This is a genomic window from Pseudomonas sp. GM79, assembly GCF_000282495.1.
GTDB lineage: Bacteria > Pseudomonadota > Gammaproteobacteria > Pseudomonadales > Pseudomonadaceae > Aquipseudomonas.
In genome coordinates this window covers 21,129-35,811 of the sequence record NZ_AKJE01000029.1, presented here as the reverse complement: position 1 = coordinate 35,811, position 14,683 = coordinate 21,129, and the positions used below count along the sequence as shown (strand labels likewise).

Annotated in this window: 16 protein-coding genes; 10 read left to right on the top strand and 6 right to left on the bottom strand. The window is 57.6% G+C overall.

The features are described 5' to 3' along the window. Window positions 1-19: 19 nt before the first annotated feature. From PMI36_RS21650 to PMI36_RS21660, 3 genes are all read right to left on the bottom strand, one after another. Window positions 20-313, bottom strand: coding sequence for a co-chaperone GroES (locus PMI36_RS21650; RefSeq protein ID WP_007898444.1), 294 nt, complete (start codon window positions 311-313; stop codon window positions 20-22). 247 nt (window positions 314-560) lie between these two features. Beyond that, complete coding sequence (locus tag PMI36_RS21655) at window positions 561-1,037, bottom strand: FxsA family protein (protein WP_008069522.1); 477 nt, start codon at window positions 1,035-1,037, stop codon at window positions 561-563. Window positions 1,038-1,103: 66 nt separating this feature from the next. Next, the gene (locus tag PMI36_RS21660; RefSeq protein ID WP_032830189.1) at window positions 1,104-1,835 is read right to left on the bottom strand and encodes a HugZ family pyridoxamine 5'-phosphate oxidase; all 732 of its coding nucleotides are present in this window, start codon (window positions 1,833-1,835) and stop codon (window positions 1,104-1,106) included. A gap of 169 nt (window positions 1,836-2,004) precedes the next feature. Here PMI36_RS21660 and PMI36_RS21665 point away from each other — a divergent pair, with 169 nt between their 5' ends. Further along, entirely contained in the window at window positions 2,005-2,763 is a 759-nt protein-coding gene (locus PMI36_RS21665; RefSeq protein ID WP_008069518.1) for an SDR family oxidoreductase, read from the top strand. A gap of 130 nt (window positions 2,764-2,893) precedes the next feature. Here PMI36_RS21665 and apbC read toward each other — a convergent pair whose 3' ends face one another. Further along, entirely contained in the window at window positions 2,894-3,988 is a 1,095-nt protein-coding gene (gene apbC / locus PMI36_RS21670) for an iron-sulfur cluster carrier protein ApbC (RefSeq protein WP_008069516.1), read from the bottom strand. A 367-nt stretch (window positions 3,989-4,355) separates the two neighbouring features. On the opposite strand from apbC, the gene metG reads away from it, so the two are divergent. The 8 genes from metG to PMI36_RS21710 all read left to right on the top strand — a co-directional run bounded on the left by metG (window position 4,356) and on the right by PMI36_RS21710 (window position 11,346). Beyond that, the gene (gene metG, locus PMI36_RS21675) at window positions 4,356-6,407 is read left to right on the top strand and encodes a methionine--tRNA ligase (protein ID WP_008069514.1); all 2,052 of its coding nucleotides are present in this window, start codon (window positions 4,356-4,358) and stop codon (window positions 6,405-6,407) included. Window positions 6,408-6,650: 243 nt separating this feature from the next. Continuing rightward, complete coding sequence (locus PMI36_RS21680; RefSeq protein ID WP_008069513.1) at window positions 6,651-7,220, top strand: Rnf-Nqr domain containing protein; 570 nt, start codon at window positions 6,651-6,653, stop codon at window positions 7,218-7,220. Further along, complete coding sequence (gene rsxB, locus PMI36_RS21685; protein WP_008069512.1) at window positions 7,217-8,224, top strand: electron transport complex subunit RsxB; 1,008 nt, start codon at window positions 7,217-7,219, stop codon at window positions 8,222-8,224. The genes PMI36_RS21680 and rsxB overlap by 4 nt, the downstream gene beginning before the upstream one ends. Further along, complete coding sequence (locus tag PMI36_RS21690; RefSeq protein WP_008069510.1) at window positions 8,211-9,203, top strand: RnfABCDGE type electron transport complex subunit D; 993 nt, start codon at window positions 8,211-8,213, stop codon at window positions 9,201-9,203. Before rsxB ends, PMI36_RS21690 begins: the two co-directional genes overlap by 14 nt. Continuing rightward, on the top strand, window positions 9,200-9,811 hold the full coding sequence (locus PMI36_RS21695; protein WP_008069506.1) for an RnfABCDGE type electron transport complex subunit G: 612 nt from the start codon (window positions 9,200-9,202) through the stop codon (window positions 9,809-9,811). The genes PMI36_RS21690 and PMI36_RS21695 overlap by 4 nt, the downstream gene beginning before the upstream one ends. Further along, entirely contained in the window at window positions 9,804-10,394 is a 591-nt protein-coding gene (locus tag PMI36_RS21700) for an Rnf-Nqr domain containing protein (RefSeq protein ID WP_008069504.1), read from the top strand. Before PMI36_RS21695 ends, PMI36_RS21700 begins: the two co-directional genes overlap by 8 nt. A 25-nt stretch (window positions 10,395-10,419) precedes the next feature. Beyond that, complete coding sequence (gene nth / locus PMI36_RS21705) at window positions 10,420-11,058, top strand: endonuclease III (RefSeq protein WP_007938911.1); 639 nt, start codon at window positions 10,420-10,422, stop codon at window positions 11,056-11,058. A gap of 108 nt (window positions 11,059-11,166) precedes the next feature. After that, window positions 11,167-11,346 (top strand): PA3496 family putative envelope integrity protein, encoded by a 180-nt coding sequence (locus tag PMI36_RS21710; protein ID WP_007898493.1) that lies wholly within the window; start codon window positions 11,167-11,169, stop codon window positions 11,344-11,346. Window positions 11,347-11,432: 86 nt separating this feature from the next. On the opposite strand, the gene PMI36_RS21715 is transcribed toward PMI36_RS21710, so the two are convergent. Next, window positions 11,433-12,059: a response regulator transcription factor gene (locus PMI36_RS21715; RefSeq protein WP_008069501.1), complete on the bottom strand. Its 627-nt coding sequence runs from the start codon at window positions 12,057-12,059 to the stop codon at window positions 11,433-11,435. A 547-nt stretch (window positions 12,060-12,606) separates the two neighbouring features. Between PMI36_RS21715 and PMI36_RS21720 the strand changes: the two genes are divergently transcribed. After that, window positions 12,607-13,188: a hypothetical protein gene (locus PMI36_RS21720; protein ID WP_008069500.1), complete on the top strand. Its 582-nt coding sequence runs from the start codon at window positions 12,607-12,609 to the stop codon at window positions 13,186-13,188. A gap of 174 nt (window positions 13,189-13,362) precedes the next feature. On the opposite strand, the gene PMI36_RS21725 is transcribed toward PMI36_RS21720, so the two are convergent. Then, complete coding sequence (locus tag PMI36_RS21725; protein WP_008009296.1) at window positions 13,363-14,580, bottom strand: argininosuccinate synthase; 1,218 nt, start codon at window positions 14,578-14,580, stop codon at window positions 13,363-13,365. Window positions 14,581-14,683 lie beyond the last annotated feature (103 nt).

Below are 14,683 nucleotides of genomic sequence, written 5' to 3'. Positions count from 1 at the left end.
CGGGAAAATGAGCGGGGAATCAGCCTTCGATAACGGCGAGGATTTCGCTCTCGCCAATTACCAGCAGGTCTTCGCCGTCAACTTTCACAGTGTTGCTGCCGGAGTAAGGGCCGAACACAACCTTGTCACCCACTTTCACGGCCAGCGCACGCACTTCACCGTTGTCCAGTGCTTTGCCTGGGCCTACAGCGAGGACTTCACCCTGGTTTGGCTTTTCAGCAGCCGAACCTGGCAGGACGATACCGCCAGCGGTTTTCTTTTCTTCTTCGCTGCGACGGACGACGACGCGGTCATGCAGAGGACGAAGCTTCATTGTCGATCTCTCCTAATTGTGGTTTTCATCGGCCGGTGTAGTCCCGGCGGGTTTAACAAATCCGGCGGCGCCGGGTGCGGTTCGTCAAGCGAACCGCGGAAGTCTGTCTGGCGCAATTGCCAGAAACCTTGCGGTGACCGTTACATAAGGGCGTACAAGCTTATTTCAAGGGCGGGGAGCGAAAAATTTTTATCTCAATGCCCTGAAAATGAACACGACACCCGAAGGTGCCGTGTCGATGGAAGGGTTACTTGGAATCGCGGTGTTCGAACTCGCCTTCGATCACGTTCGGCTCACGGCCCAGTGGCTGCCGCGGAGCAGGACCGCCCCGTGGCTGAAGGTCATCGGCGAACGCACGCTGACGCATCGCTTGTTCCTCGGCGCGCAGACGCATTTTGTTCGCCAGCAGCCGACGAGAGATCGGCAGCAACATGATCAGGCCCAGCACGTCGGTGACGAAGCCCGGCAGAATCAACAGACCGCCCGCCAGGGCCAGCATCAGGCCTTCGAGCATGGTCTGGGCCGGCAGCTCACCACGGTTCAGGCTTTCACGGGCGCGCAGCGCAGTAGCAAGACCGGCGATGCGCAGCACGAACACGCCGAGCATCGAGCCGAGAATGATCAGCAGCAGGGCCGGGAAAAACCCGATCGCCCCGCTGACCTTGACGAATACGAACAGCTCCAACACCGGGAACAGTACAAAGAGCAACAAAAAAGGGCGCATCAAATGGTTCCTCAACGCAAGAATGCCTTGCCAGTTTTCCTTAGATGACGTCGCCGTTTCGTGAATTCAAGCGTCGGCCACTTCATTTTTCGGCCAATGCTCGGCGTGAGCCAGGAAAACCAAGGCTTCCCGGACTTGTGTCGGCGTATTACAGGGCGTTTGAAACGGTAGCCAGTAAAGTCCCTGACCAATGCGCAAGTGCATGCCTTCGGTGTCGATGCCGGCCAATTGCGCCGGAGCGGTTTTCGGCAGACCCGCCAGCTCGACGTAGTGCGCAATGGCTTTGGCGTGATCGGCATTCATGTGCTCGACCATGCTCACTTCGGCTTTGCCGGCGAACGGGTTGGCGAGGGTCAACTGATCGATCCAGTGGATCGCACCGAAGCCACCGATGTAACGATGACGTACCTCGTTGAGCACCCAGAAATCGAAATCATGGGCCTTGTGATAGTTCTGCGAATCGGGGAAATAGCGGTAGTAACGCTCGGCGGCCGCCTCGATGGCAGCGGTGTCTTGCAGCTTTTCTGCCTCGGCGAGGTAAGTCAGGCGACCAACGGCTTGTACGTCTTCGGCTTCACGCTCACCCACCAGCAGCGAGCATTTCGGATCTTTCTGCAGGTTGTGAGTGTGCTGAGCGATGCGGCTTATAAGGATCAGCGGTCGGCCCTGCTCATCCAGGCAGTAGGGAACCACGGAGCCAAACGGGAAACCGGGCATCGCTTTGGAGTGCGTCGAGAGCACTCCACGGTATTCCTTGAGAAGCAATTCTCGGGCATGCTTAGCCACTACAACGCTCAATTTATGACTCCTTATATAGAATCCGTCAAAAAAACGGACAGGCGCCTGGGTAAAGTTCCAGCACGCCATAGGGGCAGTTCTCATGTGCAGCCAGGCCATATCAGGCTCAGATCGAGAGGCCCTCTAGAATAGAAGGAAAACCACTCCGAACTGCTATGGGGCTATGCGAATGCAACTCACTGACAAAGTAATCATTATCACCGGCGGTTGCCAGGGTTTAGGCCGCTCCATGGCCGAGTATCTCGCAGGCAAAGGCGCGAAGCTGGCGCTGGTGGACCTGAATCAGGAAAAACTCGACGCCACCGTCGCCGCTTGCAAAGCCAAGGGTGTCGAGGCCCGCGCCTACCTGTGCAACGTCGCCGATGAAGAGCAAGTGACCCATATGACCGCTCAGGTGGCCGACGATTTCGGCGCGATCCATGGCCTGATCAACAACGCCGGCATTCTGCGCGACGGCCTGCTGCTGAAGGTCAAGGATGGCGAAATGACCAAGATGAGCCTGGCCCAATGGCAGGCAGTCATCGACGTCAATCTGACCGGTGTGTTCCTGTGCACCCGTGAAGTCGCGGCAAAAATGATCGAGCTGCAAAACAGCGGCGCGATCATCAATATCTCGTCGATCTCGCGCGCCGGCAACGTTGGCCAGACCAACTACTCCGCTGCCAAGGCCGGTGTCGCTGCGGCGACCGTGACCTGGGCCAAGGAACTGGCACGCTACGGCATTCGCGTGGCGGGCATTGCGCCGGGTTTCATCGAAACCGAGATGACCCTGAGCATGAAACCGGAAGCGCTGGAGAAAATGACGTCCGGGATTCCGCTCAAACGCATGGGCAAACCTGAAGAGATTGCCCAGTCGGCGGCTTACATTTTCGAGAACGACTACTACACCGGTCGGATTCTGGAATTGGATGGCGGGTTGCGGATCTAGGGTCAACACAAAACAAATGTGGGAGCGGGCTTGCTCGCGAAAGCGGTGGTTCAATCAACTTATCTGTTGAATGTTATACCGTCTTCGCGAGCAAGCCCGCTCCCACAATGGATCGCATTTCTTCAGCGATTTAATCGTCGCTGACGGTGATGTTCGGCATCGCTGGCGTTGCCGCTTCCTGCAACACAATTCGCGCGCCGACATGGCGGGCCAGTTCCTGGTAAACCATGGCGATCTGGCTGTCTGGCTCGGCGATCACCGTTGGCTTGCCGCCATCGGCCTGTTCGCGGATCAGCATCGACAGTGGCAACGAAGCCAACAGTTCGACACCGTACTGGTTGGCCAGCTTCACACCGCCACCCTCACCGAACAGATGCTCGGCATGCCCGCAGTTGGAGCAGATGTGCACGGCCATGTTTTCCACCACGCCCAGCACCGGGATGTTGACCTTGCGGAACATCTCCACGCCTTTGCGCGCGTCCAGCAATGCCAGATCCTGCGGGGTGGTCACGATCACCGCGCCGGCCACCGGGACTTTCTGCGCCAGGGTCAACTGGATATCGCCGGTGCCTGGCGGCATGTCGATGACCAGGTAATCCAGATCGCCCCAGGCCGTTTGCGTGACCAGTTGCAACAAGGCGCCGGACACCATCGGCCCGCGCCAGACCATCGGCGTGTTGTCGTCGGTCAGGAACGCCATGGACATCACTTCGACACCATGGGACTCAATCGGAATGAACCACTTCTGATCCTTGACCTTTGGTCGGGTACCTTCAGGGATGCCGAACATGATGCCCTGGCTCGGACCGTAGATATCCGCGTCGAGAATCCCGACTTTGGCGCCTTCACGGGCCAGCGCGAGGGCCAGGTTGGCAGCCGTGGTGGACTTGCCCACGCCACCCTTGCCGGACGCCACGGCCACGACGTTCTTGACGTTGGCCAGCCCCGGAATCTGTGCCTGGGCCTTGTGCGCGGCAATCACACTGGTGATCTCGACGCGCGCGGTGACGACGCCGTCCAGGCCTTCGATGGCCAGTTGCAACAACTGCGCCCAGCCGCTCTTGAACAGACCGGCGGCATAGCCCAGCTCCAGCTGGACGCTGACGCGATCACCCTGGATGTCGATGCTGCGCACGCACCCGGCGCTGACCGGGTCCTGGTTCAGGTAAGGGTCGGTGTATTGGCGAAGGACGGCTTCCACCGCTGCGCGATTGACGGCGCTCATGGGCAACTCCGATAGCAAGACTGGAAAATCAGGCGGGTATCCTAACCGTTCTACATCATAGACGGCATGCCCCACGATGAATTGTGGCAAACACATCCCTGTGGCGAGGGAGCTTGCTCCCGCTCGACTGCGCAGCAGTCGTAATCCAGCTGACGCGATCCTTCTGTCGGAACCGGGTGGCAGGGGTTGGGGCGGCTTCGCCACCCAGCGGGAGCAAGCTCCCTCGCCACAAAAGCCCTCTTGCACCCAGCGAACTCATCACCACTTTTTTCAGGGCCGATGCATCCGGAAACAGGCCCGAAGGGTGAAAAATATGCGCCGGCGCTTTATAGTGGCCGACCTCCGTTTCATCAAGTAGCCGAGCCCCATGTCCGAGCCACGCAAGATCCTCGTCACCAGCGCCCTGCCCTATGCCAATGGTTCGATCCACCTCGGCCATATGCTGGAATACATCCAGACCGATATGTGGGTGCGCTTCCAGAAGCATCGCGGTAATCAATGCATTTATGTCTGCGCCGACGACGCCCACGGTTCGGCCATCATGTTGCGCGCGGAAAAGGAAGGCATCACCCCGGAACAACTGATCGCCAATGTCCAGGCTGAACACAGCGCCGACTTTGCCGAGTTCCTGGTGGACTTCGACAACTTCCACTCCACTCACGCCGAAGAAAACCGTGAGCTGTCGAGCCAGATCTACCTAAAGCTGCGCGACGCCGGGCACATCGCCACGCGCTCGATCACTCAGTACTTCGACCCGGAAAAGAAAATGTTCCTGGCCGACCGCTTCATCAAGGGCACCTGCCCCAAATGCGGCACCGAAGACCAGTACGGCGACAACTGCGAAAAATGCGGTGCGACCTACGCGCCGACCGACCTCAAGGATCCAAAGTCGGCCATCTCCGGCGCCACGCCCGTGCTCAAGGATTCCCAGCACTTCTTCTTCAAGCTGCCGGACTTCCAGGAAATGCTGCAAGCCTGGACCCGCAGTGGCACGTTGCAAGAGGCCGTGGCCAACAAGATCGCCGAGTGGCTGGATGCCGGCCTGCAACAGTGGGACATTTCCCGCGACGCGCCGTACTTCGGCTTCGAGATTCCCGACGAGCCGGGCAAATATTTCTACGTGTGGCTGGATGCGCCAATCGGCTACATGGCCAGCTTCAAGAACCTCTGCGCCCGCCGTCCAGACCTGGACTTCGACGCGTTCTGGGGCAAGGATTCCACCGCCGAGCTGTACCATTTCATCGGCAAGGACATCGTCAACTTCCACGCCCTGTTCTGGCCAGCCATGCTTGAAGGCGCCGGTTTCCGCAAACCGACCGGCATCAACGTACACGGCTACCTGACCGTCAACGGCCAGAAGATGTCCAAATCCCGCGGCACGTTCGTCAAGGCGCGGACTTACCTGGATCACCTGTCGCCGGAATACCTGCGCTACTACTACGCCGCCAAGCTGGGCCGTGGCGTCGATGACCTGGACCTGAACCTCGAAGACTTCGTGCAGAAGGTCAACTCCGACCTGGTCGGCAAAGTCGTCAACATCGCCAGCCGTTGCGCCGGTTTCATTCATAAAGGTAATGCTGGTGTACTGGTAGCCGGCAACGCCGCGCCGGAACTGACCGACGCTTTCCTGGCCGCAGCGCCAAGCATTGCCGATGCCTATGAGGCTCGCGACTTCGCACGTGCCATGCGCGAAATCATGGGCCTGGCCGACCGCGCCAACGCCTGGATCGCCGACAAGGCACCGTGGTCGCTGAACAAACAGGAAGGCAAGCAGGATGAAGTCCAGGCTATTTGCGCCTTGGGCATCAACCTGTTCCGCCAACTGGTGATTTTCCTCAAACCGGTACTGCCGCTGCTGGCCGCCGATGCCGAGGCGTTCCTGAACGTCGCCCCGCTGACCTGGAACGATCACGCGACCTTGCTCAGCAACCATCAGCTGAACGAGTTCAAACCGTTGATGACCCGCATCGACCCGGTAAAAGTACAAGCCATGACCGACGCCTCGAAAGAAGACCTGACCGCCAGCGCAACCGACACCGGTGAAGCTGCGCCCGCCGGCAACGGCGAACTGGCCAAGGATCCGCTGTCGCCAGAGATCGAGTTCGACACCTTTGCCGCTGTAGACCTGCGCGTTGCGCTGATCGTCAAGGCCGAAGCCGTGGAGGGTGCCGACAAATTGCTGCGCCTGACCCTGGACATCGGTGACGAGCAACGCAACGTGTTCTCCGGGATCAAGAGCGCTTACCCGGACCCGTCCAAGCTCAATGGTCGCCTGACCATGATGATCGCCAACCTCAAGCCCCGCAAAATGAAATTCGGGATCTCTGAAGGCATGGTGATGGCGGCAGGCCCCGGCGGTGAAGAAATCTACCTGCTGAGCCCCGACAGCGGCGCCAAGCCGGGTCAGCGCATCAAGTAAGGCTCGATCCGCTGGACCGATCCCACAGTCGTGCCTGGCATGACTGTGGGTTTTTCATGTCTGGCCCATACTATCTCTCAACTCCGGCCTCACCTTGTAGGCGCTGTCGAGTGAAACGAGGCTGCGATCTTTTGACCTTGTCTTTAAAAAACAAAGTCAAAAGATCGCAGCCTGCGGCAGCACCTACAGATTTACCCAGCAGCCCAACGATGTGTGGACACGGACGCTTCAGGTAGACCGATCATGACCGAACTGCTTCTTACGCTTATCAGCGCAGCCTTGATCAACAACCTCGTGTTGCACTGGCCGCTGGGCGTCGATCCGGTGCTGGGCAGCGAGCGGCCGCAGGTCCATGCGCTGGGCATCGCGACGACGTGCCTGATGCTGATCGTCGGCATACTCGGCTATGCGCTCTACCACTGGCTACTGGTGCCATTGGGGCTGACGTCGCTGCGTCTGTTCGCGTTCCTGCCGTTGAGCGTTCTGCTGATCGCCCCCCTGTTGAAGCTGCTTTCACGGTTATTGGCGAAGCTTTCATTTGATGGCCTCTGGCCCCTGCTGCTGGGGAATGCCGGGGTGCTTGGGCTGACGTTGATCAACGCTCAAGAAGACAAGGGAATTTTCCACGCCATAGCCCTGAGCCTTGGCGCCGGATTGGGTTTCTGGCTGGTGCTGAGTCTGTTCAGCGACTTGCGCCAGCGCACACTCGACAACGATATCCCCCTGCCCTTTCGCGGCCTGCCGATCGAATTGATCGGCGCCGGATTGATCGCAGTGATTTTTCTCGGATTCAGCGGGCTGATCAAAACATGAGTCTGATTCAACGCATCGACGCCCTCTTGCCGCAGACTCAATGCGGCAAGTGTGGTCACCCCGGATGTAAACCCTACGCCGAAGGTATCGCCAGCGGCGAGCCGATCAACAAGTGCCCACCGGGCGGCAGCGAAACCATCGCGGCCCTGGCCGACCTGCTGAAAGTGCCGGTGCTGGAACTGGACGTCAGTCGCGGTTCGGCACCCGCGCAGATCGCTTACATCCGTGAAGCCGAATGCATCGGCTGCACCAAGTGCATCCAGGCCTGCCCGGTCGACGCCATTGTCGGCGCGGCGAAATTCATGCACACGGTCATCGTCGACGAATGCACCGGTTGCGACCTCTGCGTGGCGCCCTGCCCGGTGGATTGCATCGAGATGCATCCGTTACCGCTGGCCACGGTGCTGCCGATTGTCGGCGGGCTGGCGTTCAGCCTGGAGGAACAACAGGCTCGGGCCGCCAAGCGCAATCACGCGCGACGCCGATTCGAACAGCGCAATGCCCGTTTGCATCGCGAAGAGGAACAGAAGCTCGCCGAACGCCAGGCCCGCGCCCAACGCGCCGTGCAGCACAGCGAAGTGACGCTCGACCCGGTTCAGGCCGCACTCGAGCGCGTCCGCGCACAGAAAGCCGCCAATGCCGATGCGGCATTGAAAAAGGCCAAGGTGGATCTGGCGATGAGTCGGGCGCAGTTGAACAAGTCGCTCAAGGCCTTCGGGCATCCGCCAACCTTCGAACAGCAATCGCAACTGATCGTGCTGCAACAGCAGTTCGAAGCCGCCGAACAGGCGCTGGCGCAACTGGAAAGCAGCCCACCGCCGGTCTCTGCGCCACCTGCCCCGGCAAAAGATGCCGAGCTGAAACGGGCAAAGATCCAGCTGGCCATGCGCCGCGCCGAACTCAAGAAAGCTCAAACAAGCGAGGCGCCGGCCGAACAGATCGCAGCGCTGGAACACGCGCTCAGCGAAGCCGAACGTCAGGTGGATGCCTATGCCGCCCCTTGAATCGGTGGACGAACGCCTTCAACAGGCCATGAAGCTGGTATTGCTGGCCACCGTGCCGGGGATGCTGATGTTGTTCTGGCTGTATGGTTGGGGGGTGTTGATCAACCTGATTCTGACAGCGGCAACCGCGTTGGCCGTTGAAGCGGCGGTGTTGCAGCTGCGCAAGCAACCGGTAAAACCGACATTGAGCGACGGCAGTGCGCTGGTCAGCGCGACGCTGTTGGCGCTGGCCTTGCCACCTTATTGTCCGTGGTGGCTGACAGTCAGCGCTGCGGCATTCGGACTGTTTTTCGGCAAGCACTTGTATGGCGGCGTCGGCAAGAATCCGTTCAATCCGGCGATGCTCGGTTTCGCGCTGGTCCTGGTGATGTTTCCCCAGCCAATGACCCATTGGCCGGCGTCCCATGGCATGGATTTGTTCGGTGGGCTGCAACAGGTGTTCGGCTTCAGCTTCGGCCAGACACCCGATGCGTGGGCCCAGGCCACGGCGCTGGACAGTCTGCGAATCAACAAAAGCCTGACCATGGAAGAACTGTTCGCCGGTAATCCGGCATTCGGCCGTTTCGGCGGCCGAGGCGTGGAATGGGTCAACCTGGCGTTTCTGGCGGGCGGTGCGTTTCTGCTGCAGCGGCGGGTGTTCAGCTGGCATGCCCCGGTCGGCATGCTCGCCAGCCTGTTCGTCATCAGCCTGTTGTGTTGGAACGGTACGGGCTCCGACTCTCATGGCTCGCCACTGTTTCATCTGCTCACCGGCGCGAGCATGCTCGGTGCCTTCTTCATCGTCACGGAACCGATATCCGGCGCGAAAAGCCCCATGGCCCGATTACTGTTCGGCGCAGGCGTGGGATTGCTGACTTATCTGATTCGGACGTGGGGCGGGTATCCGGACGGCGTGGCCTTTGCGGTTCTGCTGATGAACCTCTGTGTACCGGCGCTGGAACGGTTTGCCGCGTCCAGACAGGAACAGGTTGCCCCATGAACCGAGCGACGAGCGTTGTGATTCTGGTAGTGCTGGCGGGCCTGGGGATGGGCGCGACTTACCTCGTGCAGCACACCAGTGCCGCGCGCATTGCCGCCGAACAACGCCTGATCGACAGCCGCCGGTTACTGGATCTGCTACCGCCCGACAGCTACGACAATCAGCCACTGGAACAATCCCTCAGCGTCGAAAGCACTCGCCTGGCCAACAGCACACTGTTGGGTGGCTATCTGGCTTCCAAGGCCGGCCAACCGAGCGCCGTGTTGCTGCGCAGCCAGACTCTGGGCTACGCCGGCTCCATCGAATTGTTGATCGCCATCGACCGCCAAGGCCGGTTAGTGGGCGTCAAAACCCTCAAGCAATCGGAAACCCCGGGGCTGGGCGGCAAGCTCGCCGACTGGCCCAATACCTGGCTTGAGGTGTTTACTGGCAAGTCCCTAACCGACCCCGATGACAATGGCTGGGCCTTGAAAAAGGACCAAGGGCAATTCGATCAGATTGCGGGCGCGACCATCACCTCAAGAGCGGTGATCAATGCCACTCATGACGCGTTGCGCTACTTCGATGAACACCGGCAACGGCTGATCGGGAGCAGCGCTCATGAATAAGTCATCAACCTTACAGAACTCGCTGATGCTTACGCCGTTGATCGGCGTCACTGATTCATTGGTAACGGCCCTGGGCCTGTGGTTGATGTTCGCCCTGGTGCTCAGTGCTTATGGTGTGAGCATAGGCGTCTTGCGCTCGCGACTGATGCCGGCCACACATTTGCTTGCCTGCCTCCTACTGGCCGCCACGCTGACCAGTTGCGCGGAACTCGCCATGCAAGCCTGGTCGCTCCAATGGCACCAGCAGCTGGGTTTCTACGCAGGATTGATCGCCCTGCAATGCGTTGTGCTGGAACACAACGGTTTTTTCCAGAGCCCACCGCGTGATCGACTGCGTCTGTGTGGCTTGTTCGGCGCCTTGATGGTGGGCTTGGGCTTGCTGCGCGAGTTCATCGGCAACGGGACACTCGGTCGCCATCTGTTCTGGATGGCCGGTGCCACGCAACCGGACTGGCAAGGCTGGACGCTGATCGTCGACGGTGGCCTGCATCTGGCCACACTGGCCCCTGGCGGGTTTATTCTGCTAGGACTGCTGATCGCCGCACATCAAGCCTGGACCCGCCGCCCGGCAGCATCACATTGACCGCCTTCGAGGAAACGCATCGCCCATGAATGCCGCAAAACGTCTTGAAATTTTCCGCAGGTTTCACGAAGACAACCCTGAACCGAAGACCGAACTGGCCTACTCCTCACCGTTCGAATTGTTGATCGCCGTGATTCTCTCGGCGCAATCGACCGATGTCGGCGTGAACAAGGCCACCGCCAAACTGTTCCCGGTGGCCAATACGCCAGCGGCGATCCATGCCTTGGGCGTCGAAGGGCTGTCGGAGTACATCAAGACCATCGGCCTGTTCAACAGCAAAGCGAAAAATGTGATCGAAACCTGTCGCTTACTGGTGGAGCGCCATGGAGGTGAAGTACCGCAGACCCGCGAGGCACTGGAGGCTTTGCCGGGCGTCGGTCGCAAGACCGCCAACGTGGTGCTCAATACCGCCTTTCGTCAGCTGACCATGGCCGTGGACACTCACATTTTCCGGGTCAGTAATCGTACCGGCATTGCTCCGGGCAAGAACGTGGTCGAGGTGGAGCAAAAACTGATGAAGTTCGTGCCCAAGGAATATCTGCTCGACGCCCATCACTGGCTGATTCTTCATGGACGCTACGTTTGCCTGGCCCGCAAGCCGCGTTGTGGCAGTTGCCGGATCGAGGATTTGTGCGAATACAAGCAAAAGACCTCGGACGATTGAGGCTCTATTAGTTTTTTTGATTGATCGATTGAAAAAATCTTTTTTACCCGCCGGGAAATTGTCGATATAAGGAGCGCCAAAGGGCAGCCTTAGCCTGGAGTTAACCTTATGAGCACTGGCAAAGAGCAATTGGACGTAGAAGACGACTTCACCCCCGTTGAGGCCGATGACGCAGAGCCGGTAGTGGAAGTGGCAAAGACCAACCTGAGCAAACGCCGCACCATCGACAACCTGCTGGAGGAGCGCCGACTGCAGAAGCAATTGGCCGATTACGATTTTGACTTATGACACTTAAAAGCCTCCCGAAACGGAGGCTTTTTACTAAGTGCCGCCCCCTGACAAACACCTGTTCATCGCGCCAAATGCTGGCAGTTTCATACCAGGCCGTTGCGCTGGGCCAATTCAATCAGGTCGACCAGTGAGCGAGCATTGAGCTTTAACAGAAGACGAGTCTTATAAGTACTAACGGTTTTATTGCTGAGAAACATTCCGTCGGCGATCTCCTTGTTTGTCTTTCCTCGGGCCAATTGTTGCAGGACCATCATCTCTCGCCCGGACAAACGATCCACCATATCAGCTTCACTGGCGTTCCCAAGACTGGAACGCACGGTATGCAGAGCCTGATTAGGAAAGTAGCTGTAGCCTGACAGCACGGCTTTTATTGCACTGAGCAACTCAGTGAGATCCTGCTGTTTGCAAACATATCCGGCGGCACCCGATTGCATGCAACGCATGGAAAAATGCCCTGGCGCCTGGGATGTCAATATCAGTACTTTAAGAGGCATCGCCGTTGATGTCAGGCGCGCGATAACTTCCAACCCATCCAGTTTCGGTATTCCAATATCCAGTATGACAATATCCGGCATAAGATCACGGGCAAGTTGTAATGCGTCCACACCATTATCTGTTTCTGCAATGACTTCGTAGCCATGACGTTCCATTAGCATACGTACCGCAAGACGAATGACGGGGTGATCATCCACGATCAGCACTTTATTCATGGGCAAGTCCAATTTTCGCTGTTCGAATTTTTAGAGCCCGCACCATAGCCTAGTCGTTTCACCCATGGCACGCCGTCACCCTCGGCCACTCGCAGCGAGAGACATAGCCTACAAACAACACGGATTATTCCTACAAAAAATCATTGCCATACGAAGAAGCAGAGATTTTACTGACCTACTATTGTTCAGTGCTTCGGCCGTTTTTTTGTATCGACTTACAACCAAAAAACGACAAAAAACAGTGTCGACGCATTAATCCACGATGCGCCGACTATTGAGCTACCCTTAAAAGTAACGGGTATTTTCCAGTACCTTCTTGCGCAATCTGGCTCAACAATCGAAAAAGCTCACACACCGTAACACTTGACCAATAACATAGCGCCATCAAAACAATTAAACAGCCATACCCGAACCCGCAACAATACGGCTACTATAACAACTTCACCACGCTAATAAAAACAGCTCAACACAACAGCAAAACAACCTGATATTAGTTACTACAACCATAAACCAATCGAGAAAAGACAATATTCAATGAGCATACAATATGATAAAACTCAAAAAAAGAATCACCAACCCCATGACAATTATTGCCATATTTGCAGCACTGTCTGAAACATCGGCCGCCGTATCCCTACCCTTTCTCGACAATGAGGAGAGGGAACTCTATGTGTGGTTCCTGATCAGTTTTCCCTTTTATTTGCTTTTTCTTTTCTTCGTTACTCTCAACTTCAACTATCGATCGCTTTACGCGCCCTCCGATTTTGTGAAGGGAAAGCATTTCATAAAAGCCATGGAGAACGTTCATCATCCGAGTAACAGCCCATCCAGCGTAGCGCCCGAAAGCTCGACCCAGCACCATGTAAACCTGCCTGCCCCCCTAAAGGATCTGCACATCGTCGATGCACGGTGGATACACAAAAAAATGGCGTTCAGCGCCCTGATGGAGAGCATTCAGTACCCTGCGGACAATCCCGCACAAGTGATCGTATTTCTCACGTGTACCGATTCGGATAAATTGCTGAAGGCAAACACGCTCAAACATTGGAAACAAATAAAGAAACGCAACAGCGCAACGTTCTGTATTTCTTACAATTTGAGCTCACAGGGCGTGACGATTATGGGCTAGGTATAGAACTGTCGCACATCAGAAAGGCAGCCCTTGAAGCAGATCAAGGACAGGAAGCAGAAGGAACGGTCAGCGGAAACAAGAAGAAAGCGAAAGGTTATATGCAGCAGCCCCTCTTCCAATTTGTGGCCTTGTCATCAACAAGGCCACAAATTCATTACCGACTCAAAGGTCTCAGAAAAGCTTCCGGCCCTTGTTCGCCGCGATACGCATGCGCAAGGCGTTGAGCTTGATGAAGCCCGCCGCATCAGCCTGGTTGTAGGCGCCGCCATCTTCCTCGAAGGTCGCGATGTTGGCGTCGAACAACGACTCGTCGGACTTGCGGCCGGTGACGATCACATTGCCCTTGTACAGTTTCAGGCGCACTACGCCGTTCACGTGGGCCTGGGAAGCATCGATCATCTGTTGCAGCATCAGACGCTCAGGGCTCCACCAGTAACCGGTGTAGATCAGGCTGGCGTATTTAGGCATCAGCTCGTCTTTGAGGTGAGCCACTTCGCGGTCCAGAGTGATCGATTCGATCGCGCGGTGAGCGCGCAGCATGATGGTGCCGCCCGGGGTCTCGTAGCAGCCGCGGGACTTCATGCCGACGTAGCGGTTTTCGACGATGTCCAGACGGCCGATACCGTGTTCGCCACCGATACGGTTCAAGGTCGCCAGCACGGTGGCCGGGGTCATTTCGACGCCGTCCAGTGCGACGATGTCGCCGTTACGGTAGGTCAGTTCCAGGTACTGCGCTTTATCGGGAGCCTTCTCCGGGGAGACGGTCCAGCGCCACATGTCTTCTTCGTGCTCGGTCCAGGTGTCTTCCAGCACGCCGCCTTCATAGGAGATGTGCAGCAGGTTGGCATCCATCGAATACGGGGATTTTTTCTTGCCGTGACGCTCGATCGGGATGTTGTGCTTTTCAGCGTAATCCATCAGCTTTTCACGGGAGAGCAGGTCCCATTCGCGCCACGGAGCGATCACTTTCACACCTGGCTTCAAAGCGTAGGCACCCAGTTCGAAACGAACCTGGTCGTTGCCCTTGCCGGTCGCGCCGTGGGAGATGGCGTCAGCGCCAGTTTCGTTGGCGATTTCGATCAAGCGCTTGGCGATCAACGGACGAGCAATGGAAGTACCCAGCAGGTACTCGCCTTCATAAACGGTGTTGGCGCGGAACATCGGGAACACGAAATCGCGCACGAATTCTTCACGCAAATCGTCGATGTAGATTTCTTTTACGCCCATGGCCTGTGCCTTGGCGCGGGCCGGTTCGACCTCTTCGCCCTGACCCAGGTCAGCGGTGAAGGTCACTACTTCACAGTTATAAGTATCCTGCAGCCACTTGAGGATCACCGAAGTGTCCAGGCCGCCGGAATACGCCAGAACGACCTTGTTTACGTCCGCCATGCCATCACTCCACGGGGTTCTACGGAAAGCCGTCAAGTCTACCGCTCATGCAGGATAATTTACAGAGGCGCGACAGCTTATGACGACGAAGCGACAGATTATG

Coding starts and splice junctions, on each gene's coding strand:
- PMI36_RS21665 (WP_008069518.1), top strand. CDS start 2,005: ATGCAACTCACTGACAAAGTAATCATTATCACCGGCGGTTGCCAGGGT.
- rsxB (WP_008069512.1), top strand. CDS start 7,217: ATGAGTCTGATTCAACGCATCGACGCCCTCTTGCCGCAGACTCAATGC.
- metG (WP_008069514.1), top strand. CDS start 4,356: ATGTCCGAGCCACGCAAGATCCTCGTCACCAGCGCCCTGCCCTATGCC.
- PMI36_RS21695 (WP_008069506.1), top strand. CDS start 9,200: ATGAACCGAGCGACGAGCGTTGTGATTCTGGTAGTGCTGGCGGGCCTG.
- PMI36_RS21710 (WP_007898493.1), top strand. CDS start 11,167: ATGAGCACTGGCAAAGAGCAATTGGACGTAGAAGACGACTTCACCCCC.
- PMI36_RS21700 (WP_008069504.1), top strand. CDS start 9,804: ATGAATAAGTCATCAACCTTACAGAACTCGCTGATGCTTACGCCGTTG.
- PMI36_RS21650 (WP_007898444.1), bottom strand. CDS start 313: ATGAAGCTTCGTCCTCTGCATGACCGCGTCGTCGTCCGTCGCAGCGAA.
- PMI36_RS21655 (WP_008069522.1), bottom strand. CDS start 1,037: ATGCGCCCTTTTTTGTTGCTCTTTGTACTGTTCCCGGTGTTGGAGCTG.
- apbC (WP_008069516.1), bottom strand. CDS start 3,988: ATGAGCGCCGTCAATCGCGCAGCGGTGGAAGCCGTCCTTCGCCAATAC.
- nth (WP_007938911.1), top strand. CDS start 10,420: ATGAATGCCGCAAAACGTCTTGAAATTTTCCGCAGGTTTCACGAAGAC.
- PMI36_RS21725 (WP_008009296.1), bottom strand. CDS start 14,580: ATGGCGGACGTAAACAAGGTCGTTCTGGCGTATTCCGGCGGCCTGGAC.
- PMI36_RS21690 (WP_008069510.1), top strand. CDS start 8,211: ATGCCGCCCCTTGAATCGGTGGACGAACGCCTTCAACAGGCCATGAAG.
- PMI36_RS21720 (WP_008069500.1), top strand. CDS start 12,607: ATGATAAAACTCAAAAAAAGAATCACCAACCCCATGACAATTATTGCC.
- PMI36_RS21715 (WP_008069501.1), bottom strand. CDS start 12,059: ATGAATAAAGTGCTGATCGTGGATGATCACCCCGTCATTCGTCTTGCG.
- PMI36_RS21680 (WP_008069513.1), top strand. CDS start 6,651: ATGACCGAACTGCTTCTTACGCTTATCAGCGCAGCCTTGATCAACAAC.